The organism is Pseudomonas sp. BF-RE-22 (genome assembly GCF_019956155.1).
GTDB classification, from domain to species: domain Bacteria; phylum Pseudomonadota; class Gammaproteobacteria; order Pseudomonadales; family Pseudomonadaceae; genus Aquipseudomonas; species Aquipseudomonas migulae.
On sequence record NZ_JAHBDD010000043.1, the window covers coordinates 14,908 to 36,373 of the forward strand.

The window sequence follows — 21,466 nt, forward strand, 5'->3', positions numbered from 1 at the left end:
AGTGTAAAGAGTGGGTTTATGCCTTTGTTACAGCGGTGTTTGGGCGGGCCCCTTCGCGGGCAAGCCTCGCTCCTACAGTTTTGAATGCGCCGATCCCCTGTAGGAGCGAGGCTTGCCCGCGAAGACGGCATAACAGACACCAACGCCCCCAACTGATGCATAAAACCCATCCATCCGGCGCCGAACATCCCCGATACGACACCTTTTTGCGCTTTACGACGGCCATCACCACACTGGCACGCCCACTGCACACGCCCTCCCCGAGCTGTCCAAACCGTTCAGGGAGCAAACGCATGAACACACAACTCAAACCCACGCTGGGCACGCTGCACCTGTGGGGCATCGCGGTCGGGCTGGTGATTTCCGGTGAGTATTTCGGCTGGAGTTACGGCTGGGGCGTGGCGGGCACACTTGGTTTTCTGGTGACGTCCTTCATGGTCGCCACGATGTACACCTGCTTCATCTTCAGCTTCACCGAGCTGACCACGGCGATTCCCCACGCCGGCGGTCCCTTTGCCTACAGCCGCCGCGCCTTTGGCGAGAAAGGCGGATTGATCGCCGGACTGGCGACGCTGATCGAATTCGTCTTCGCCCCACCGGCCATCGCACTGGCGATCGGCGCCTACCTCAACGTGCAATTCCCCGCCCTCGACCCGAAACACGCAGCGGTCGGCGCCTACATCGTGTTCATGGGCCTGAACATCCTCGGGGTGAAACTGGCGGCCACCTTCGAGCTGGTGGTCTGCGTACTCGCGGTGGCCGAATTGCTGGTGTTCATGGGCGTGGTTGCGCCGGCATTCAGCTTCAGTAACTTCGCGCTGAATGGCTGGGCCGGCTCCGATGTGTTCGGCGCACCGGCGATTGCCGGGATGTTCGCGGCAATTCCGTTTGCCATCTGGTTTTTCCTCGCCATCGAAGGCGCCGCCATGGCCGCCGAAGAAGCCAAGGACCCGAAACGCACGATTCCCAAGGCGTACATCAGCGGCATTTTGACCTTGGTGTTGTTGGCCATGGGCGTGATGTTCTTTGCCGGCGGCGTCGGCGACTGGCGCACCCTGTCGAACATCAACGACCCGCTGCCACAAGCGATGAAAACCGTGGTCGGCGAAAGCTCCGGCTGGTTGCACATGCTGGTGTGGATCGGCCTGTTCGGTCTGGTGGCGAGTTTCCACGGGATCATCCTCGGTTACTCGCGGCAGTTCTTCGCCCTTGCGCGAGCCGGTTACCTGCCGGCGTCGCTGGCCAAACTCTCGCGTTTCCAGACGCCGCACCGGGCAATCATCGCCGGTGGTGTCATCGGGATCGCGGCGATTTACAGCGACGGCTTGATCAACCTCGGCGGCATGACACTGACCGCCGCGATGATCACCATGGCAGTGTTCGGCGCGATCGTGATGTACATCATGAGCATGCTCAGCCTGTTCAAGCTGCGTAAAACCGAGCCGAACCTGGAGCGCACTTTCCGCGCGCCGTGGTACCCGTTGGTGCCGGCCATTGCACTGGTGCTGGCGGTGGTGTGCCTGGTGGCGATGGCGTGGTTCAACGCGCTGATCGGTGCGATTTTCCTCGGCTTCATGGCCGTGGGTTTCGTGTACTTCATGCTGACCGCGCAATTGCGCGCCGATGCACCGGCGGACGCGATGTTGACCGGGCTCTGAATCGCAGCAGGTGTTGCGGGTCGATCAGGCATAGAATGGAACCACTGCGAAATTGAATCGCTCAAAGTGGTATGCACGATCGATTGGCGAAACCCGCCAATCGGCCTGCCCTCAAGGAGAGCCCTATGCCCTGGTATGCCTGGTTGATTCTGATCGTTGCAATCGGCTCGATCGTGGGTGGTTTGATGTTGTTGCGCGACACCGCCCACAAGGTCGAACTGACCGATGAGCAACGCAAACGCGTCGCTGAACGCAACGCGCAAGCGGATGCCAAGGATGCGCAGGACCGCTGAAAAAACCTGATCCCTGTAGGAGCGAGCCTGCTCGCGATGCACCTGAGAACAACGCGTTTATTCAGAATAAACGCGTTATCGTTAACGTCCATCGCGAGCAGGCTCGCTCCTACAGGTGACGGTTATTTTTCCCAATCGGCCTTGGCGATGTGCAAGCCATGCAGCCCTTTGTACGCCGCACGCTCCGGCTGGCTCCAGCCTTCGAGCAGTGAATCCTCCAGTTTGTAGATCTCCACCCCAAGCGGGCGACACACGCTCAGCGGGTCCTGCGCGTCCGGCCCCCACATGGCCAGCGACAGATCGCCCCCCGGGCAGGTCGACAGCGCACACAACAGATCAATCTCGGCAAAGAATTCCAGGTAGTCGCCCTTCTGCGCCGGACAGGCTTTCATGAAGTACATGTCGTCGTGATTGAGGCCGGTGCACTGAAAAATGTTCAGCACGTCATGCACGTCGAACTCGGTCAGGCCATGGGGCAACACTGCGCGGGTCAGGTTGGAGTGGCAGTGATGGTGGAAGTCTTCGCCGGTGAGCATTTTGTTCACATAGGGATCGCAGCGGGTGCCGAGCAAGTCGTGCAGGCGCCCGCCATGTTCGTCAATGCCGTAGTCGGCCAGGCTGTCATCGGTGATGGTCACCAGTGGCCGCAAGAATGGCAGGTTCGACCAGAGCCGGTCGTGAGTGCTGACATGCGCCCCCTGCAACTGCCGCGTGCGCGAAGCCCACAAGCGTTCACGCGGATCGTTGGCATTCCAGACGTTGAAATCCCCGACTTGCGGGCCGACCGGCGTGGTCACGCGAAACACGTGCCCAGCCGGGACATGCCAGGCGCGGCCGGTGCGGATCGGCACTTCGAACTGCTCGATCAGCGTGCGCCCCTCCTTCGTATCCCGGATCTTTTCATAGAAGGCTTTGTCCACCTGCAAGGCCGAACCTTTGCTGACTTGGTAGGCCGCTGGATAGTCTTTGTACATGGCACGAATCCTCGATCAGTGATGGGAAGAAGGGGCAAGCATTTGCAACAGAAGGTGCTCGGAATCGTCGAGATAACGGCTCATGGCGTCCTCGGCGGCGCGTTTGTCGCCTTCGGCCAGCAGCTCGTGAATCTGCCGGTCACGCGCCAGCCAGGGCGCCTGAAACCGTGATTCATCGGGCGCGGTGCAAAACACCAGGCGCAGTTGCGCGACGACATTGGTGAAGAACTCATCGAACAACGGGCTGCGCAGCAACCCGACGATGTGTTGATGAAACGCCAGGCTGTGCGTGCCCACTGCGCGCCAGTCCTCGCGCTCCCGGGCCAGTTCGGTGGCTTCCAGGGCTTCGAGCATCCGGTCGGACTGATAATCGCGCAGCGGCTGACTGGCACTGATGGCCTGCAACTCCAGCGTGCGGCGGACCTTGAACAGATCCCGCACATCGTCGACGCCCAAGCGACGCACCATCACGCCTTTGTTGCGCACATAACGGGTCAGTCCTTCCTGCCCCAATCGATGCAAGGCTTCGCGGATGGTGTTGCGGGAAGCGTTGTAGGCTGACACCAGATCGTTTTCCACCAGCGCCATGCCGGGCAGCAAACGACCGCCAATGATGTCGGCGCGTAACTCCAGGGTGATGTGGTCGGCCAGGGACAGTCCGCTGTTCATACTTATCGCCTTATGATTGTTCAACAATCGTCAGCTAACGGGTAATCACTATCCGTGCCAGTTCGTTCAAGACCTCATGAAGGAGTTCTACGCATCTGCATGCTTTTTAGAAATAGAAGTACAGTCACCATCCCATTTCCATTGGTTAAGATGGCGCATTGTTGCGGAGATACCAGATGCGTTACTCGCAGGACCATAAAGCTCAGACCCACAAACGCATCATCAAGGAAGCTTCAGCGCGATTTCGCCGCGACGGTATTGGCGCGACCGGCTTGCAGCCTCTGATGAAAGCGCTGGGCTTGACTCACGGCGGCTTCTATTCGCATTTCAAGTCCAAGGATGAGCTGGTAGAAAAGGCCCTGCAGGCTGCAGGCGCCGAGGTGGAAGTCATCTGCGCCGAACTGTTCGCTCAGGAACGCCCACTCGAGGCGTTCATTGACGCGTACTTGTCCGAATGGCACCAGACTTCGCCCCATGAAGGGTGCCCGTTGCCGACCATGTCATCGGAACTCGGCCTGCGCGGACAGCCAAGTCCGACCTCCGATGTGGTGCTCAACGCACGGCTCGAACAAATACAAGGCACCCTTGAAGGTGATGATGCCGCCGACCAGAGCATCTTCATCATGTCCGCAATGGTCGGGGCGCTGCTGTTGTCGCGCAGTGTCGAGAGCGCCGATCTGGCCCAGCGGATTCTCGACGTCACGCGCGATTTTCTCAAAAAGCCCCGGGATTAACCCTGCCAGCGCTTGAAGAGCACGCTGGCATTGACCCCACCAAAGCCGAAACCGTTGGACAGCGCATACTCGATGGCCATCGGTCGCGCCTGACCATGGACGATGTCCACACCTTGCGCCGCCGGATCCGGGTTATCCAGGTTGAGGGTGGCCGGCACGATCTGATCACGGATCGCCAACAGCGTGAAGATCGCTTCGATCCCGCCCGCCGCGCCGAGCAAATGCCCGGTGGCCGACTTGGTCGACGTGACCGCAATCTTGTTATCCGTGCCGAACAACGATTTGATCGCTGCCAACTCGCCCAGATCCCCAACCGGCGTCGAGGTTGCGTGAGCATTGAGGTGCTGAACCTGTGCCGCAGCGATGCCCGCCTGAGCCAGCGCCAGCGACATCGCCCGTCGCGCACCACTGCCATCTTCGGGGCCGGCGGTCAGGTGATAGGCGTCGGCGCTGGTGCCGTAACCGACCAGTTCCGCCAGCGGTTGCGCGCCACGGGCCAGTGCATGCTCCAGGGATTCGATCACCAGAAGGCCTGCGCCCTCACCCATGACAAAACCATCGCGGTCACGGTCGAACGGACGCGAAGCCCGCTCCGGCGTTTCGTTGTAACCACTGGACAATGCGCGAGCCGCAGCGAACCCGGCGAGACTGACACGATCGATCGACGCCTCCGCACCGCCACACACCGCAATGTCCGCCTCGCCGCAACGGATCAGCCGCGCCGCATCGCCAATCGCCTGAACCCCGGCCGCGCACGCCGTTACCGGAGCACCCAGGGGGCCTTTGAATCCGTGCTGGATCGACACATGGCCCGCAGCCAGATTGACCAGAAACGAGGGAATGGTGAAAGGCGACAAACGCCGCGGGCCACGACTGTCGGTGGTGCGTACCGCATCGGCAATCGCGCCGAAACCACCGACCCCCGAACCGATAATGGTCGCCGTACGCTCCTGGGCATTGGCGTCCTGTGCCTGCCAACCGGCTTGCTCAAGCGCCTGACGCGCCGCTTCCATGGCAAACACAATGAAGCGGTCCATCTTCTTCTGCTCTTTGGGTGGCGTCGCACGATCCGGGTCAAAACCCGCCTCGGCATCTTCGGCCAGCGTCGGCACTGCGCCTCCGACCTTGGCCGGCAGATCAGCCACGACTTCGTCCGGCAGGTTGCGCAATCCCGAACGTCCGGCCAACAGACGCTCCCAGACGGCTTCGACCCCGCTACCCAGCGGAGTCACCAAACCCATGCCCGTTACAACCACTCGACGTTCACTCATACCGCAACTACCTCAAGCCAATGGAGGGTGCCTCACTTGTAACGCGAAGCGGCCTTGCTTTTGGAAAGATTCGGCGCCATCACCAGACGCGCCGCGACAAATGCATCCCAGTCGGAAGCATCCGGCAACGAAGGAATGGTGATCAGTTCTCCCTGGTCCAGCCCCGACAACGATGCATCGACCATCTCGCCCACTTCCATGACCATGTCCGCCGGGATCTGGCTTGCGTCGATACCGGAACGCTCCCAGATTTCGGTGCGCGTCACGCCTGGCAACACCGCTTGCACTTTGACCCCGGTGCCATCCAGCTCGGCATTCAACGACTGGGTCAGGCTCAACACATAAGCCTTGCTGGCGCTGTAAGTGGCGTTGAAGCGCTCGGGGAACAACGCCACCACCGAGGCGATGTTGATGATCGTACCCCGGCCGGCTTTGGCAAAACTGGCGGCCGCCGCCGAAGCCAGGCGCGTGACCGTCGTTACGTTCAATTGAATCAAACGTTCCAGTTGGTCCAGATCGGCGTTGGCCAGCAAGCCATCTGCCGCGACACCCGCGTTATTCAGCAGCAGACTGATACTCGAATCGCTGCGAAGGCGTTGCTCAAGTTTCAGCACATCATCCTTTTGCGTGAGATCCGCTTTCAGCACTTCGACCTGAACACCATGCTCTGCGCGCAGCTTGCTCGCCGCGGCCTGAAGACGCTGTTCGTCACGTGCAACCAGCAACAAATCAAAACCGCGCGCTGCCAAGCGCTCAGCGTAAATGGCACCAATCCCGGATGAAGCACCGGTGACAAGAGCCGTACCTTGGGTCTGGACAGAATTCATGACGTGCTCCTGGAATGCGTAAGGAAAAGAAAAGCGCCTGCGCTTCAGAGCGCCAAGCTGGATGACGAATTTATTATAGGCATAATTTAATCACAATATGATAGCCGTAATTTTTCATCTACCGACGGAAGGCGCTAAATCACCACGTACGCCAGAATGCAAAAAGGCCGGTCAATGACCGGCCCATGGCGCTGAATTACAAGCTTAGTTCACCTCAAGCTTTTCGCGGTTCTTATCCAGAATGGCTTTGCCGATTCCCTTCACTTCGAGCAGCTCGTCCACCGATGCAAACGGCCCATTACTCTCACGATAGGTAACAATCGCCTTGGCCTTGGCTTCCCCGATGCCGGACAACTCCCGTTGCAGCGTCGACGCGTCGGCCCGATTCAAATCAACCTTTTCGGACTGAACCTTGGGAGCGACCTCCATGACCAGAGGTGCAGTGCCCGCCTCCGACTTGGCCGCGGGGGCGGCAATGGCGGCGACAGAGGCAGTGCTCAGGAGGGCAAAAATCAGAGAGTAGAAGTAGCCAGTACGCATAAATGAAGCTCCATGACATCAATTGGGAAAGCAGCTTTTCCGAAGCTGCCTTCCAAACTTAGGCGATGTCTGGAGCCTGTCAAAAATGTGTCAGTTACAGGATGTGAAACAATCAGGGCTCAAGGCGACGCTGCTGATAGATCCAGTCGACGATCTCGCCATCGGGCGCGTAGCCGCTGACGGTGTCGCGCAGGAGTTGACGCACGCGCGTGTAATCATCCCGTTCGACAGCGGACAACAGTTCGTTCAACCTCGTCTTGAGAACATCCCATGGCAGATGGTCTTCATCGGCGCTCATGATCATCGGATGCGACGTCGCCACGACGTTATCGCCGATCAGCAACTCCTCATACAATTTCTCGCCCGGACGCAAACCACTGAACTCGATCGCGATATCACCATGCGGGTTGCGATCCGAGCGAATGCTCAAACCCGACAGGTGAATCATTTTCTCGGCCAGCTCGACAATTTTCACCGGCTCGCCCATATCCAGTACGAATACGTCACCCCCCTGCCCCATTGAGCCGGCCTGAATGACCAATTGCGCGGCTTCAGGAATGGTCATGAAGTAGCGGGTGATTTTGGGGTGCGTGACCGTCAACGGGCCACCTGACTTGATCTGTTTGTGAAACAGCGGAATGACCGAGCCTGATGAGCCCAGCACGTTGCCGAAACGCACCATGGTAAATCGGGTCTTGTTGACCTGAGATACATTGCTGACATCACCAAACAGGACCGGCGCGGCTTCGCGACTGAGCGCTTGCAGCGTCATTTCGGCCAAGCGCTTGGTGCTGCCCATGACGTTGGTCGGACGAACGGCCTTGTCGGTGGAAATCAGGACGAAGTTGGAAACCCCGGCTTGCAACGCTGCCTGCGCGGTGTTGAGCGTACCGATGACGTTGTTCAGAACGCCTTCGGCAATGTTGTGCTCGACCATCGGCACGTGTTTATAGGCCGCCGCGTGGTAGACCGTATCGACGTGCCAGGTTTTCATGACATCAAGAAGCTTTGCCTCATGACGTACCGAGCCCAATATCGGCAGTAACTTGACCGACAGCGATTCACGACTGATCCGCTGCTCCAACTCGGACATGATGCTGTAGAGATTGAACTCACTGTGTTCGAACAACAGCAGTGTTTTCGGATGAGCGCCCAGTATCTGGCGGCAAAGCTCCGATCCGATTGAACCGCCCGCCCCCGTAACCAGAACGCATTGATCCTCGATACAACGGGAGAACAGGTCTTCCTGTGCAGGCACCGTATCGCGGCCCAGCAAATCAGCAATATCCACTTCCTGAATATCGTCGACCTTGACCCGCCCGCTGGCCAGGTCCATGAAGCCGGGAACGCTGCGCACGTGCAGTGGAAAGGCTTCCAGAAAATTCAATATCTCACGACGCCGGGCACGGGTCGCCGAGGGCACCGCCAGCAAGATCTCCTGCGCACCTGTCTCGTCAATCAGTTGCTGGATATGTTTTGGGGTGTAAACCTGCAGCCCGGAAATAGCCCTGTGGGCAATGCTTCGGTCATCGTCGATGAACGCAACCGGGCGCATCAGACGCCCCATCCGCAACGCTACCGCGAGCTGGTTGCCGGCAGACCCCGCGCCGTAGATCGCGACTTTGGGCAAACCGTCATCGCGACTGGTGAAGGGGACATGTTGAGCCGCTGTAAACCAGTCGCCCAAAAAGTACTGGCGCATTGCCAAACGCAAGCCGCCGATCAACACCAGGCTCAGCCACCAATAGTTGAAAATGATCGAACGAGGAACGACCGCCTCATGGTTGCTGTACCAATAGACGACGAGTGCGAGCAACAGCGAAGAAAGACTGACAGCCTTGATGATCGCGATCAGCGCATCGCTGCCGAAATAACGCATGACAGCACGATACATACCAAAACGGATGAATAAGGGAATTGCCACAATCGGAGCACTGATAAACAGCCAGCGATGCTCTTCCAGGGGATTGATCAGGTCATCAATGCCAAGGCGCACGATAAATGCCATCCATAGTGCAAGCCAGACCAGCAGAACGTCGCAGAAGACCTGAATCAACCGCTTTTTCCTACGCGATAGCCCTAGCAAGAATGCTCGTGCCTTTTCCATAACTCCCTCTTGTAAAACCTGGACTGTTCTTGAACCGAATAGCGACCTGAAGACCGTCCATTCCAAAATCAAAAGGCGTGCAGTTGCGGTGGATTAAGTAAGCTTGCAGCCAGAGCCATGTTGAACGGCGATGCGCTGCATCAAACAGGGCTCGGGATTGCAGACGAGCCCCGCACAGTCAAAAGCGCATCGACGTTCAACCGGCGACCGCTTCTCGCATGACGTCGGACAAAACCTGACAGGTCTTGTCAATTTCCGCGGATTTCAGCGTCGGATGCACCATGAACATCAAACTTGTCTCACCCAGCTGTCTGGCAACCGGCAGACGCTCCTGCGGACGCCATTGCGTATTGTCGAATGCCTTTTCCAGATAGACCTCAGAGCACGAACCAGAAAAGCAGGGAACGCCGCGCGCAACGATCTCATTGAGAATGCGGTCACGGGTCCAACCGGCTTTCAAGGCCTCAGGCTCGACGAATACATAACACTTATACGCCGCATGCACGTAATCCTCCGGGATGGCCGGTACTCGCAAACCAGCCAACTCATCAGCGGCGGCCCATATTCTACGAGCATTGGACAGGCGTGCTTCCTGCCATTGATCCATCAGGCGCAGTTGAATACGCCCCAATACGCCTTGGGTTTCGAGCATCCGCCAGTTGGTACCAAAACTTTCGTGTACCCAACGGAAACCGGGCGCGTGCTCTCGCTCGTAGACAGCTTCCCAGCTCTTGCCGTGATCCTTGTAGGCCCACATGTCCAGCCACAAGTTGCGATCATTGGTGGTGACCATCCCGCCTTCACCGCCGGTGGTCATGATTTTGTCCTGACAGAACGACCATGCGCCAATATGACCGATCGAGCCGACCGGACGTCCTTTGTACTTCGCGCCATGGGCCTGGGCGCAGTCTTCGATCACCCTGAGATCATGCTCCTCGGCCAGCGCCATGATCGGATCCATGTCGCAGGACCAACCCGCCAGATGCACGCAGACAATCGCACGGGTGCGAGGCGTCAATACAGCGGCAATGGTCTGCGCCGTGATGTTCTGCGAATCCGCGTCGACATCGGCAAACACAGGTACCGCACCGGCATTGACGATGCTGGATACCGATGCGAGAAACGTTCGGGAGGTCACAATGACCTCATCCCCGGCACCGATACCCAGCGCCTGGAACGCGAGGTCCAGGGCGACGGTGCCGTTAGCCAGGGCAATGGCATATTCAGTTCCGCTCCAGGCAGCGAACTCTTTCTCGAATTCACGGCACTCCTGACCGGTCCAGTAATTGACTTTGTTGGAAAGAATGACGTCACGTACTGCGTTGGCTTCTTCTTCGGAAAAAGAAGGCCAAGGAGAAAAAGGAGAATTCAACACAGCCCACATCCTATTAATTTCAAGATGAAATTTGGAAAATCAATTATTTACTTAAAACTCGACTCATGCCTCCAGCGTGAAGGCGATCCTGCTCAAATCGTTGAAATGACTTTGGCAGGTACACCGGCAACCGCTACACCATCAGCCACATCGCTGACCACTGCCGCGCCTGCCCCGACCACAACGTCACTGCCAATCCTGATCAATTGCCTCACACAGGCACCTATTCCGATCCAGCTCCGCTCCCCTACGCTCACGGCGCCGGCCAATCGAGCACCCGGGCTGACATGGACAGAGTCTCCCAACACGCAATCATGATCGACACTGGAACCGGTATTGAGGATCGCACCGCACCCTATCTTCGCGTCGGCATTGACCACCGCTCCGGCAAAAGCGACGGAACCGGCCCCAAGAGACGCGTATTGACTGATGACCGCCGCCGGATGAATCAATGACACGACAGGCGCGGCCGCATCGATCAGCGCCCTCAGCTTCGCCTGTCGCACAACATTATCGCCGATTGCAACAATGACACCCTGATAGTTTTGGAGTCGAGCGTACATCGTCGCCGAATCACCCATTACCAGCCAATTGCCATTACTGGTGAGTCCGGGCCATGCGTCATCGAAAAAGTCCACCTGATCCCAGCCGCAGCATTGCGCGGTATCGGCGACAACTTTGCCATGCCCGCTAGCCCCGAGAACCGCCAGTCTTTTCATCGTTTATTACCGGTGAACTTGGACATGGTGACTTCACCGTCCGCACTGATACCTTCTTTGACGACCACCTTCTTGATCGTCATGAAGATGATCTTGAGGTCGAGCCAAAAAGACTGGTTGTCGACATACCAGACGTCCAGTTCAAATTTTTCATCCCAACCCAACGCGTTGCGGCCATTGACCTGCGCCCATCCGGTCACACCTGGACGAGCCTCATGACGGCGACTCTGTTGCTGGCTATAAAGAGGCAGGTACTCCATCAGCAACGGTCGCGGCCCGACCAGGCTCATGTCCCCTTTAAGGACATTCCACAACTCCGGCAACTCATCCAGGCTGCTGGCACGAAGGAAACTGCCGAAAGGGGTCATTCGCTCCGAATCCGCCAGAGGATTGCCATCGGCATCCACGGCATCACGCATCGTGCGGAATTTCACCATCTCGAAAGGTTTTCCGTCCCGACCAGGACGAACCTGCCTGAAGAGAACCGGTGACCCGAGTTTCTTGCGGATTTTCCAGGCGACGATAGCCATCACGGGAGCCAGGAGTATGAGGGCGCACAATGAAGCACTGATATCGATGAACCGCTTAAACATGTGTTGACCTGAGTATTGATTGGATGAGCGCGTGTATTCAATGCCGCTGTAACCTGCGACTCAGATGTTCCCGGGCACCCTGGACGCAAACATAATCATCGAAAACGGAACCCGCTTGCAGGTGTCCTGACAGGAAATAAAAATCGACCCGGGTACTCTCAACTTCGACGTCATCGGCACAAGCACGACTGAAACCAATTGCTGGTGTCGTTATACCATCTCCAGCGCCATCGCTCAGCCCGATACCCGGAAATGTCGGCATCAAAAAAGCGAAAAATTTTGACAACCATAATTTCAACCGTCAAGCAATGAATAGCACCGCCCAATATTCATGCTGTTTGTGCAAGTGCGGTATGCACTCATGCTACTTGCCAGAACTGCTCTATCCAGTATCATTCCCTACCTTCCAGCCTATGGTGCCTGACTGCTTGCAACCATGCTCGCATCCTTCATGTTCGCGCCCTCCATGTCCTTGGAGTCCTGCACGGCGTTCAGCCAGCACACACATGGATGGAAGGACTGTCAGGAAACTGTTTCCGATGTTCCACAGATCACAACATGCTTTTCGATCCAGACCATTCCCTGATGGAAACCGGAACGTTGAGAAAACTACGTATTCGGCATAGGGAGGTGGAGTTGAATAGCTGGCTAAAGAAATCCCTTGCATTGTATTCAACCAATGGTCTGAATTTTCTATTGAATATTCTGATTATTCCGATCCTTGTTCACTACATCGGTTTTCAAGGCTATGGCTTCTATTCCGTCTATATCATTCTCTCCAGCACTCTGCTGTTCCTGGATTCGGCATTATCCAAGTCTGCGGTAAGCGCTATTTACTCGGCCGGGGAAACGCAGCGCGCTCAGCTCGTCAGCTCCACCCGCGCAGCTTACGTCGCGGCGGGTATTGTGCTGTTACTGGCTACCCCCCTGATTGCCAAGGGCGTCTCAGTCCTTTTCCCACTGCGTACCGACCAGCTGAACCTGGCGTACTGGATCGGCGCCGCCGCGGTAGTCGAATACGTTCTGGCCTTGCCGGGGCAGTATTTCCAGATGTTGAACGTGCTGCGGGCGCGGCACTTTGCCTACGCGCAATACCAATTGTGCATCCAGCTAAGCCGTTTCCTTGCCGTGGCAATTGTTGCCGCCGCGACACAGCAGATCGAGTGGGTGCTTGCCGCCATCGTACTCAGGAAAATCCCCGATTACCTGATTTTGTGGCTGTTCTGGCGCAAGCAGGAAGCAGAACTGCGCACCCCGGTTGCATGGCCATTGGTGACCACTCTCTACCGGCACGCGGCACCCATCATCGGCGTCGCGCTCCTGCAAGTGCTCGCAACCGAATTCATATCCATCTATGTCAGCCATGCCTATGGCGCCGAGACACTGGGCAAGTACCGATCCGTTTACGACGTGCTGAACAAAATCTGGTTCGTTGCGACCCTCTACCCGGTGCTGGTCTATCCAAAAATTTGCGAATGGCTGGCTGCCCCGGACAAGAAAGCGTGGCTTCGAGACACAATGCCCTACCTGAACCTGGGCAGTGCACTGATTTACGGCACGCTCACGGTCGCGGGCCTCGCCCTCTATCCGTTACTGGCTCAATGGCTTCCGGCACTTCAGGATGCCGCTCCCTTTGTCGCCGGACTGCTTGCCGGTATCTGCATGTCCGGGCATGTCCGCCTCGGGTATGAGTTTCTGCAAGCGCAGAAGGATGCAGGCGCTGCACTTCTGATCAATCTACTTTCGCTTGCCGCCGGTGCCGCCACGCTTTTCGCATTTTACGGATACGCAACCCGAGAAATCGGATGGGCATGGTTCGTTTCTCAATTGCTGGCCGTCGTCATTGTCGACATCCGTAACGGTATACTCTTGTCCTCCTCGCTCCGAAAATCAGTCATTGGGCTACTGCCTTGGCTCGGGGCAGGCATCGGGGTTTTCATCACAACTTCAATTCATGGCATGGAAGGCGCACTTGTTTCACTGCTCCTGCTTGCTGTTTTCATGAGCAGCCTCGCCTTTCTGGCGAAGCGTTTGCGTGACCTAAGGCAGGAATAATGCGCAAGGTAAACTTCATCTCGATCGGTGCCGCCCTGGTGGTTTTCGCCTCCGTTGCGACGGCCCTGCGCTTCGGCAAACTACCACTCGGAATCGGCGAACTTGCCGTCATGTTTTTGTTTCTGTGGGCCTTGCGCTACAAGCAGGCACTGCGCTACCTGACGCATCCCATCATGCTTTTCTGGGTAGGTTTCATGGTGATTGCGGCGGTTGCAGCACTGATCAGCCCTGTCAAAGGAGGCAGCTCTGTCCACACAGCGATGGCATATGTGTACACGGCATGCTTCTCTCTGATGGCGCTGGCCTGCCTCGAGAAAGCGACACAGGAAGAGTTCAATAGCTTCATCAAGGCCCTGACCGTCATTCCGCTTGCATTGCTGGTGATTCCGTTTCTCTGCCTGATGACCAATTCTCCCCGGTTGGCGGAATGGATAGGGATGAATACGCTGTTCCCTTCACGCCTTTCTGCCTGGTCCACAAACCCCAATCAGCTCGCCCTGTTCCTGCTGCCGATCCCGATCTGGGCGATGGCCGCTTGCCGCGAGTCAAACTGGCAGGGACTACGCTGGCTACGCAACTTCCTGTTCTTCTGGATGCTGTTCACTGTTGGATTGAGCGTGCGCAGCGATGCACTGCTACTCGCCTGGGCCATTAGCCTGCCACTCCTTACAATCGTCGCGCTGCGTTGGGTGAAACAGGCCAACTGGAAGATATTCGCGACGATGCTGTTCGCTTTCCTGGTTGCGTTTGGTTCATTCAAGCTCGTGATCGATGCCCCCGGACGGCAAATGCTCATCGGAAAGTCGGATTCCGTGCTCGGTGTCGGCTTCGACGAGAACAAGGGCGGTGCCCGCAAAATCCTGTGGGCCCATGCCGCAGAAGCGTGGATGAAGTCCCCTATTATCGGGCATGGTCCGGGCGCGTTCTCTTATTTTGACGATCCGGAAGTCAAGCAGGAGGCGCACAACCTGGGCTTCGACATTCTGACCCAGACCGGCATCGCCGGAGTGTTGCTGATGGGGGCCTTGTACCTGTGGCTTCTTTTCAACGCCTATCGAGCGCGGGACCCTTATTCGCTGGCTGTACTTGTCGTTCTAATGGTTTTCTCAGGGGCGCACTTCACGCTCCGCCAGCCAGTATTCAGTCTCTACATGATCATTTGTGCGCTAGCGGTCAAGAATGGCAGTTTCACTACTGTGCGCGAAAAGCCTCAACCCCTTTGATTACAACGAGATTGTTCCATGTGCGGTATTGCTGGGTTCTGGCACCCTAACAGCCAAGGCAGGTACGACGGGCCATCCGCCCTCACCCGCATGACCAACGCCATTCTTCGCCGGGGGCCCGATGATGCGGGCGCCTGGGACAATGGCGCGGGCCTTTTTCTTGGCCACCGCCGACTGGCGATCGTCGACCTGAGCTCGGCCGGACACCAGCCAATGGCATCGCCGACAGGCCGTTACGTCATTGTGTTCAACGGTGAAATCTACAACTTCCAGGCATTGCGCCAGGCGCTCGACGCGACTCATCCGAGCCCGCTGCCATGGCGTGGCCATTCGGATACCGAGGTGATGCTGGCGGCTTTCGAACAGTGGGGTATTCAGGAAACCCTGCGCAAGCTGGTCGGCATGTTCGCGTTGGCAGTATGGGACCGCACCCGCGAAACCCTCACGCTTGCGCGCGACCGGATCGGAGAAAAGCCACTCTATTACGGCCTGAGCAAAGGCGCGCTGTTCTTCGCATCGGAGCTGCAGGCACTGGAAGCACACCCGAACTTTGACGCGGAAATTTCACGCGACAGCCTGGCCCTGCTCCTGAAGTACGCGTATGTGCCGTCACCCCATTCCATTTATCAGGGCATTCACAAATTGCCGCCAGGTACGTGGCTTGAGCTCGACCAGGCCAAACTCGAGAGTGGCACGACAGGAACGCCTCAGACGTACTGGGAACTGCCCGCCGCGCAACCCGAACACAACCCGTCGCTTTCCGACGAAGAAGCCATCGATCAGCTTCACGAACTGATGAGCACAACGATCCGCGACCAAATGGTAGCGGATGTACCTCTCGGCGCGTTCCTGTCCGGCGGCATCGACTCATCACTCATCGTCAGCTTGATGCAGTCGCTATCGCCCCAACAGGTCAAGACCTACACCATCGGTTTCGACAATCCGGGCTACAACGAGGCCGAACACGCCAAAGCCGTTGCCCGACACCTCGGCACCGACCACACCGAACTCTATGTGTCAGGTACGGATGCCTTGAACGTGGTGCCGAAGTTGCCTGACATCTACGGCGAACCCTTTGCCGATTCATCGCAAATACCAACCTTTCTTGTTTCTCAACTGGCCCGTAGCCATGTCACGGTGAGCCTGTCCGGCGACGCAGGCGATGAGCTGTTCGGCGGATACAATCGCTATCAGCACCTGCCCAACGTATGGCGCAAGCTCAGTCGCGTACCGGGACCGGCACGCAGGCTCGCTGCCCGCATGATTGAATCCGCCTCGCCAGCTCGCTGGGATTCCATCGCCGCAGGATTGAACCCGATTACCCCCGCAGGCTTGCGCGTCGCGCTGCCTGGCGACAAGCTCCACAAACTCGCCAGCGTCATGCGACATGCCACTCCCGACCAAATGTATGATCGGGTAGTATCACAATGGCCAAATGCAACCGATATCGTCATCGGCGCTGACCCCCTTCCTGGCCTTGCATCTGTCGGGGACAGCGATTTCGTCTCCTGGATGATGCGTCAGGACACACTGACCTACCTGCCCGACGATATCCTGGCCAAAGTAGATCGAGCGGCAATGGCCGTCAGCCTCGAAACTCGCGTTCCGTTCCTGGATCACAGGATCGTCGAGTTTGCATCGACATTGCCGATGTCGCTCAAAATCCGCGATGGCAGCACCAAGTGGATTCTGCGCCAGCTACTTTATCGTTACGTACCACGAGAACTCATCGAACGCCCAAAAATGGGCTTCGGTATCCCGCTACACGATTGGCTCCGCGGCCCTTTGCGCGACTGGGCCGAGTCATTGCTGGACCCACAACGACTGGCGAGCGAAGGTTATTTCGTACCCGGGCCGATCAGAGCCGTGTGGGAAAGACACCTTCGGGGGCAGGGAAATTACCAGCAACAGCTTTGGCCTGTGCTGATGTTCCAGGCATGGCTCGATCGCAAACGAGTCAACTGATTAAAAGATTCCATTTATTAGAGGAAAACCCATGTATCTGAGAAAGATATCAGTGGTCGGGCTGGGTTATGTTGGCCTGCCGGTGGCTGTAGCGTTCGGTAAACACGGACCGGTAATCGGCTTTGACATCAACGAAAGCCGTCTGCAGGAACTGCGCGCGGGACAGGACCGTACCAACGAAGTCACCAGCGATGAACTGGGCCAGACGCAAATCGAATTCACCAGCAAGACAGATGTCCTTGCAAAGGCCGATTTCCATATCGTCGCTGTTCCCACGCCGATCGACGACGCTCACCAACCGGACCTGACGCCGGTGGTGAAGGCTTCTGAAACCGTAGGTAAAGCGCTCAAGCAGGGCGATATCGTCGTTTATGAGTCGACTGTTTATCCGGGTGTAACCGAAGACATCTGCGTTCCGATCCTGGAGCGCGTATCCGGCCTGAAATGCGGTACCGACTTCACCGTGGGCTACAGCCCCGAACGCATCAACCCGGGCGACAAGGAACACACGTTTACCAAAATCAAAAAGGTCGTATCCGGGCAAGACGCCACTACCCTTGACATTGTCGCCGACGTGTACAGCTCCGTCGTCACTGCCGGCGTTTACAAAGCCGCGTCGATCAAAGTAGCCGAAGCCGCCAAGGTGATCGAAAACACCCAGCGCGACCTGAACATCGCCCTGATGAACGAACTGGCGCTGATCTTCGACCGCATGGGCATCGACACGCTCGACGTTCTTGAAGCTGCCGGGACCAAGTGGAACTTCCTGAAGTTCAAGCCGGGACTGGTAGGCGGACACTGCATTGGCGTAGACCCTTATTACCTGACGCACAAGGCCGAAAAGCTCGGCTACATCCCTCAGGTCATTCTCGCCGGCCGTCGCATCAACGACAGCATGGGCGCATTTATTGCCCAGCAAACGATCAAGCAGATGATCCACGCCGGTCACCCTATCGCTGGCGCCGTCGTCACCGTGCTTGGCCTGACCTTCAAAGAGAACTGCCCTGACCTGCGCAACTCTCGCGTCATCGATATCATTCGCGAGCTCGAAGAATTCGACGTCAAGGTACAAGTGTTCGACCCAGAGGCCGATTCGGCAGAAGCCCTGCACGAATATGGCGTCTCGCTGCGCAAGCTCGACGAACTCCAGCCTGCTGCTGCAGTCGTGGTAGCCGTGGCACATGATGCCTATGCGCGCTGGACCACCGACGAATACCTGAAGCTTATGCACAATGCTCCCGTCGTCATCGATGTCAAAGGTGTTTGCGACGGTCCCGCCCTGGAAAGTGCTGGAGCGCGCTTCTGGCGCCTCTGATGGAGAATGGCATGAACGCTTACGAAACTCTGCGCCAAGAGCTGGCGGCGTCACCGCGCACCTGGCTCGTCACCGGTGTCGCCGGCTTCATCGGCTCGAACTTGCTCGAGACGCTGCTCCAGCTAAATCAGCGCGTGATCGGACTCGACAACTTCGAAACCGGCCATCAGCGCAACCTTGATCTGGTACAGCAGGCTGTTGCAGATACCGCCTGGGCACAGTTCAAGTTTGTACAAGGTGATATCCGCAAACTGGAAGACTGCCAGCGCGCCATGGAAGACGGTGTCGACTACGTTCTTCATCAGGCAGCCCTGGGCAGCGTACCCCGCTCGCTGGAAGACCCGATCCGAACCAACACCACAAACATCGATGGCTTCCTGAACATGCTGGTCGCCAGCCGCGATGCCGGTGTCAAACGCTTCGTTTATGCGGCATCAAGCTCCACCTATGGCGACCACCCTGGTTTGCCCAAGGTAGAGGATCGTATCGGTCGGCCGCTGTCACCCTATGCCGTCACCAAGTACGTCAACGAGCTGTACGCGGACGTGTTTGCACGCTGCTATGGATTGCAGACCATAGGGCTGCGTTACTTCAACGTATTCGGCCCAAGGCAGGATCCGGATGGCGCGTACGCCGCCGTGATTCCAAAGTGGTTTGGTGCCCTGCTGCGCGACGAACCCATCTATATCAACGGCGATGGTGAAACCAGCCGTGATTTTTGCTTCATTGCCAACACTGTCCAGGCCAATTTGCTGGCAGCTACAACGCAAGAAGCCGATGCGGTGAATCAGGTATACAACGTGGCCGTGGGTGACCGCACCACGCTGAATGAGCTGTTCTCCCACATCCGTGAACTTGCGTGTGCCGTCAAGCCCGAGCTAAAGGATGTGAACCCGGTATACCGTGATTTCCGGGCCGCCGATGTGCGTCATTCCCAGGCGGATATCAGCAAGGTCGAATCGTTGCTCGGCTATGCACCGACGCATCGCATTGCAGCCGGGCTGCAGGACTCTGCAACCTATTACACAACCCATGTAGGCAAGCATGTCTAAAATTGTCGTCATCGCCGGGCTCGCTGAATCGTTGATCCGGTTTCGCGGGGATCTTCTGGATGCAATGCGAGCGAATGGACATGAAGTCGCCGCCATTGCACCTGAAGATGATGAATCTGTGCGCACGCGGCTCGCTGAAAAAGGGATTGCATATCACGTCGTGCCGATGTCACGCGCAGGATTGAATCCATTCGCCGATCTGCGCTACCTGCTGCAGCTCAGCCAGTGCCTGCGCAAAATCAAGCCCGACGTGGTGCTCGCCTATACGATAAAGCCGGTGGTCTATGGCTTGCCCGCCGCTCGCCTGGCGGGCGTAAAGCGGCGTTACGCGCTGATTACCGGCCTGGGCTACGCATTCACTGACGCCGAGGCCAGCTTCAGTCGTAATCTCGTCAAGCGCATCGCATCAGGCTTGTACCGGTTCGGATTGCACTTCGCCAACGGCCTGTTCTTCCAGAACCCGGATGATCGACAGCTCTTCAAGGACCAGGGTCTTTTCAATGCAAGCCTCCCAACCTGGATCATCAATGGCTCGGGGGTCGATACCGACAGTTTCCCGGTCGCCCCTCTCCCCCCTCAACCGAGCTTTTTGTTCGTGGGCCGGGTGCTGCGCGACAAGGGGGTGGTTGAATATGTGGATGCTGCTCGTTCGCTGAAATCCACCTACCCGCAAGCCACTTTCCATCTGGTCGGACCACTGGATTCCAACCCCTCGGGGATTCAAGCAGATATCGTTGCAGGCTGGGAAAAAGAGGGCGTTATCCAGTATCACGGTGCCGTCAGCGATGTGAAACCGTACCTCGCCGCTTGCAGCGTATTCGTACTGCCCTCATACCGCGAAGGGACACCTCGCTCGGTGCTCGAAGCAATGTCCTGCGGGCGAGCCATCGTTACCACAGACGCACCAGGATGCCGTGAAACGGTTCAGGACGGGGTGAACGGCTTTCTGGTTACACCGCGAGACTCGGCGGACCTGGCAACTGCCATGGGGCGCCTGGCAGGCTCAAGCGAGCTGCGCGAGCAAATGGGTCGCACAAGTCGCGAACTTGCGGAGCACAAGTATGACGTACATCGAGTAAATGCAGCGATGATCGATGCAATGGCGTTACGCGGCTAAGTACTGGCCGGGTCCGGCGCGCTGCCAACACCCAGCGCCGGGCCATCTCCCTGCGAATGCTGCCTCGTTCAGCCAGTCAGGCACTCACAGGCCTCAGAGCCAACCCATCTACTTTCCAAGCCGGCGGCTATTTCGCCGATAGAAGATAACCCCCAAAAGCGGCCCCACCAATAACCCCAGCAGCAATGCGCCTAAAATGTAAATTGACACGGGCCATGGCGGTGCAGACCAACCCACAAAAACCAGGGAAACCGGCTGCTGATTCTCCAATGAAAAGAGCAGCGTCGCTGCTAATGCCACCAATATGATCAGAAGCGAAGACAACTTCTTTACTCCGCGCACAAAACTTCTCCTAATCCCGCCTGGTTAAATCGGCTCCTCATCCTCATTCACCCGATCCCGCAACTCTTTCCCCGGCTTGAAATGAGGAACGAATTTGCCGTCAAGGCTGACGGACTGACCGGTTTTCGGATTGCGGCCTACGCGCGGTGCGCGGTAGTGCAGGGAGAAGCTGCCAAATCCACGGATCTCGATGCGATCACCGGTGGCCAGACATTGGGACATTTGTTCAAGCATGGTCTTGATAGCCAGCTCCACATCCTTTGATGAGAGCAGCCCTTGATGGGTGACAATTCGTTCGATCAACTCCGACTTCGTCATATTTTTCCCTTCTTTTTCAAGCAGCTAGGAAAAGCGCTTCAAAGGTTTTAGCATGCCCGAAGGAATTTGAACAGCCCGAGCTTTGACATATCTTCGCCAGCAACGGGATGCCGATTTCAGAACAGAAGCCTGATCAAGCCCGACCTGCTCATCTGCAGATAACCAGCATGGTTCGTGTCACATAACCTGCCGGGTTGAAGCCAAAGGGAAACTCATCTTCATCTTTGGCGTCATCGGATCTCGTGACCACCTTGTAGCCAGTGCCCTTGCACTCCTTGGCAGCGCGCTTGTAACACCTCTCCCACCCCGACCCCAACCC

20 protein-coding genes are annotated in these 21,466 nt (G+C 57.4%); 9 read left to right on the forward strand and 11 right to left on the reverse strand.

The genetic code is table 11. From position 1 onward, the window contains the following. Positions 1–293: 293 nt before the first annotated feature. Together eat and KGA82_RS19870 are read left to right on the forward strand one after the other, a co-directional pair. Positions 294–1,658, forward strand: a complete 1,365-nt coding sequence (gene eat, locus KGA82_RS19865) for an ethanolamine permease (RefSeq protein WP_223452004.1) — start codon at positions 294–296, stop codon at positions 1,656–1,658. Between the two features lie 125 nt (positions 1,659–1,783). Then, positions 1,784–1,951: a DUF2897 family protein gene (locus KGA82_RS19870; protein WP_008031772.1), complete on the forward strand. Its 168-nt coding sequence runs from the start codon at positions 1,784–1,786 to the stop codon at positions 1,949–1,951. 122 nt (positions 1,952–2,073) lie between these two features. Here the strand turns inward: KGA82_RS19870 and KGA82_RS19875 are convergent, their stop codons facing one another. Together KGA82_RS19875 and KGA82_RS19880 are read right to left on the reverse strand one after the other, a co-directional pair. Next, complete coding sequence (locus KGA82_RS19875; RefSeq protein WP_008031773.1) at positions 2,074–2,925, reverse strand: urea carboxylase-associated family protein; 852 nt, start codon at positions 2,923–2,925, stop codon at positions 2,074–2,076. Positions 2,926–2,940: 15 nt separating this feature from the next. Next, the gene (locus KGA82_RS19880; protein ID WP_223452005.1) at positions 2,941–3,594 is read right to left on the reverse strand and encodes a GntR family transcriptional regulator; all 654 of its coding nucleotides are present in this window, start codon (positions 3,592–3,594) and stop codon (positions 2,941–2,943) included. A 176-nt stretch (positions 3,595–3,770) separates the two neighbouring features. On the opposite strand from KGA82_RS19880, the gene KGA82_RS19885 reads away from it, so the two are divergent. Then, complete coding sequence (locus KGA82_RS19885; protein ID WP_008042176.1) at positions 3,771–4,328, forward strand: TetR/AcrR family transcriptional regulator; 558 nt, start codon at positions 3,771–3,773, stop codon at positions 4,326–4,328. On the opposite strand, the gene fabF is transcribed toward KGA82_RS19885, so the two are convergent. The 7 genes from fabF to KGA82_RS19920 form a co-directional block, all read right to left on the reverse strand. Beyond that, the gene (gene fabF, locus KGA82_RS19890) at positions 4,325–5,599 is read right to left on the reverse strand and encodes a beta-ketoacyl-ACP synthase II (RefSeq protein WP_223452007.1); all 1,275 of its coding nucleotides are present in this window, start codon (positions 5,597–5,599) and stop codon (positions 4,325–4,327) included. The genes KGA82_RS19885 and fabF overlap by 4 nt on opposite strands. 32 nt (positions 5,600–5,631) lie before the next feature. Continuing rightward, positions 5,632–6,426: an SDR family NAD(P)-dependent oxidoreductase gene (locus KGA82_RS19895; RefSeq protein WP_223452009.1), complete on the reverse strand. Its 795-nt coding sequence runs from the start codon at positions 6,424–6,426 to the stop codon at positions 5,632–5,634. A 204-nt stretch (positions 6,427–6,630) separates the two neighbouring features. Further along, positions 6,631–6,966: a ComEA family DNA-binding protein gene (locus KGA82_RS19900; RefSeq protein ID WP_223452011.1), complete on the reverse strand. Its 336-nt coding sequence runs from the start codon at positions 6,964–6,966 to the stop codon at positions 6,631–6,633. Between the two features lie 112 nt (positions 6,967–7,078). Beyond that, entirely contained in the window at positions 7,079–9,073 is a 1,995-nt protein-coding gene (locus KGA82_RS19905) for a polysaccharide biosynthesis protein (RefSeq protein ID WP_223452039.1), read from the reverse strand. Positions 9,074–9,269: 196 nt separating this feature from the next. Further along, the gene (locus tag KGA82_RS19910; RefSeq protein ID WP_223452013.1) at positions 9,270–10,448 is read right to left on the reverse strand and encodes a DegT/DnrJ/EryC1/StrS family aminotransferase; all 1,179 of its coding nucleotides are present in this window, start codon (positions 10,446–10,448) and stop codon (positions 9,270–9,272) included. A 92-nt stretch (positions 10,449–10,540) separates the two neighbouring features. After that, complete coding sequence (locus tag KGA82_RS19915) at positions 10,541–11,167, reverse strand: acetyltransferase (protein WP_223452014.1); 627 nt, start codon at positions 11,165–11,167, stop codon at positions 10,541–10,543. Next, positions 11,164–11,760, reverse strand: coding sequence for a sugar transferase (locus tag KGA82_RS19920; RefSeq protein WP_223452016.1), 597 nt, complete (start codon positions 11,758–11,760; stop codon positions 11,164–11,166). Before KGA82_RS19920 ends, KGA82_RS19915 begins: the two co-directional genes overlap by 4 nt. Before the next feature lie 558 nt (positions 11,761–12,318). On the opposite strand from KGA82_RS19920, the gene KGA82_RS19925 reads away from it, so the two are divergent. The 6 genes from KGA82_RS19925 to KGA82_RS19950 are packed head-to-tail and all read left to right on the forward strand — an operon-like array spanning position 12,319 to position 20,487. Then, positions 12,319–13,815 carry a lipopolysaccharide biosynthesis protein gene (locus KGA82_RS19925; RefSeq protein ID WP_223452018.1) on the forward strand — a complete coding sequence of 499 codons (1,497 nt, stop codon included), beginning with the start codon at positions 12,319–12,321 and terminating at the stop codon, positions 13,813–13,815. Continuing rightward, the gene (locus KGA82_RS19930) at positions 13,815–15,038 is read left to right on the forward strand and encodes an O-antigen ligase family protein (RefSeq protein ID WP_223452023.1); all 1,224 of its coding nucleotides are present in this window, start codon (positions 13,815–13,817) and stop codon (positions 15,036–15,038) included. Before KGA82_RS19925 ends, KGA82_RS19930 begins: the two co-directional genes overlap by 1 nt. Positions 15,039–15,056: 18 nt before the next feature. Further along, the gene (gene asnB / locus KGA82_RS19935) at positions 15,057–17,003 is read left to right on the forward strand and encodes an asparagine synthase (glutamine-hydrolyzing) (RefSeq protein ID WP_223452028.1); all 1,947 of its coding nucleotides are present in this window, start codon (positions 15,057–15,059) and stop codon (positions 17,001–17,003) included. A 31-nt stretch (positions 17,004–17,034) separates the two neighbouring features. Beyond that, positions 17,035–18,318: a nucleotide sugar dehydrogenase gene (locus KGA82_RS19940; protein WP_223452033.1), complete on the forward strand. Its 1,284-nt coding sequence runs from the start codon at positions 17,035–17,037 to the stop codon at positions 18,316–18,318. A gap of 11 nt (positions 18,319–18,329) precedes the next feature. Next, positions 18,330–19,370, forward strand: a complete 1,041-nt coding sequence (locus tag KGA82_RS19945; RefSeq protein WP_223452035.1) for an NAD-dependent epimerase/dehydratase family protein — start codon at positions 18,330–18,332, stop codon at positions 19,368–19,370. Beyond that, positions 19,363–20,487 (forward strand): glycosyltransferase family 4 protein, encoded by a 1,125-nt coding sequence (locus tag KGA82_RS19950; RefSeq protein WP_223452037.1) that lies wholly within the window; start codon positions 19,363–19,365, stop codon positions 20,485–20,487. Before KGA82_RS19945 ends, KGA82_RS19950 begins: the two co-directional genes overlap by 8 nt. Positions 20,488–20,595: 108 nt before the next feature. On the opposite strand, the gene KGA82_RS19955 is transcribed toward KGA82_RS19950, so the two are convergent. Then, entirely contained in the window at positions 20,596–20,829 is a 234-nt protein-coding gene (locus tag KGA82_RS19955) for a lipopolysaccharide assembly protein LapA domain-containing protein (RefSeq protein WP_317851273.1), read from the reverse strand. Between the two features lie 24 nt (positions 20,830–20,853). Continuing rightward, on the reverse strand, positions 20,854–21,147 hold the full coding sequence (gene ihfB / locus KGA82_RS19960; protein ID WP_115486009.1) for an integration host factor subunit beta: 294 nt from the start codon (positions 21,145–21,147) through the stop codon (positions 20,854–20,856). Between the last annotated feature and the right edge of the window lie 319 nt (positions 21,148–21,466).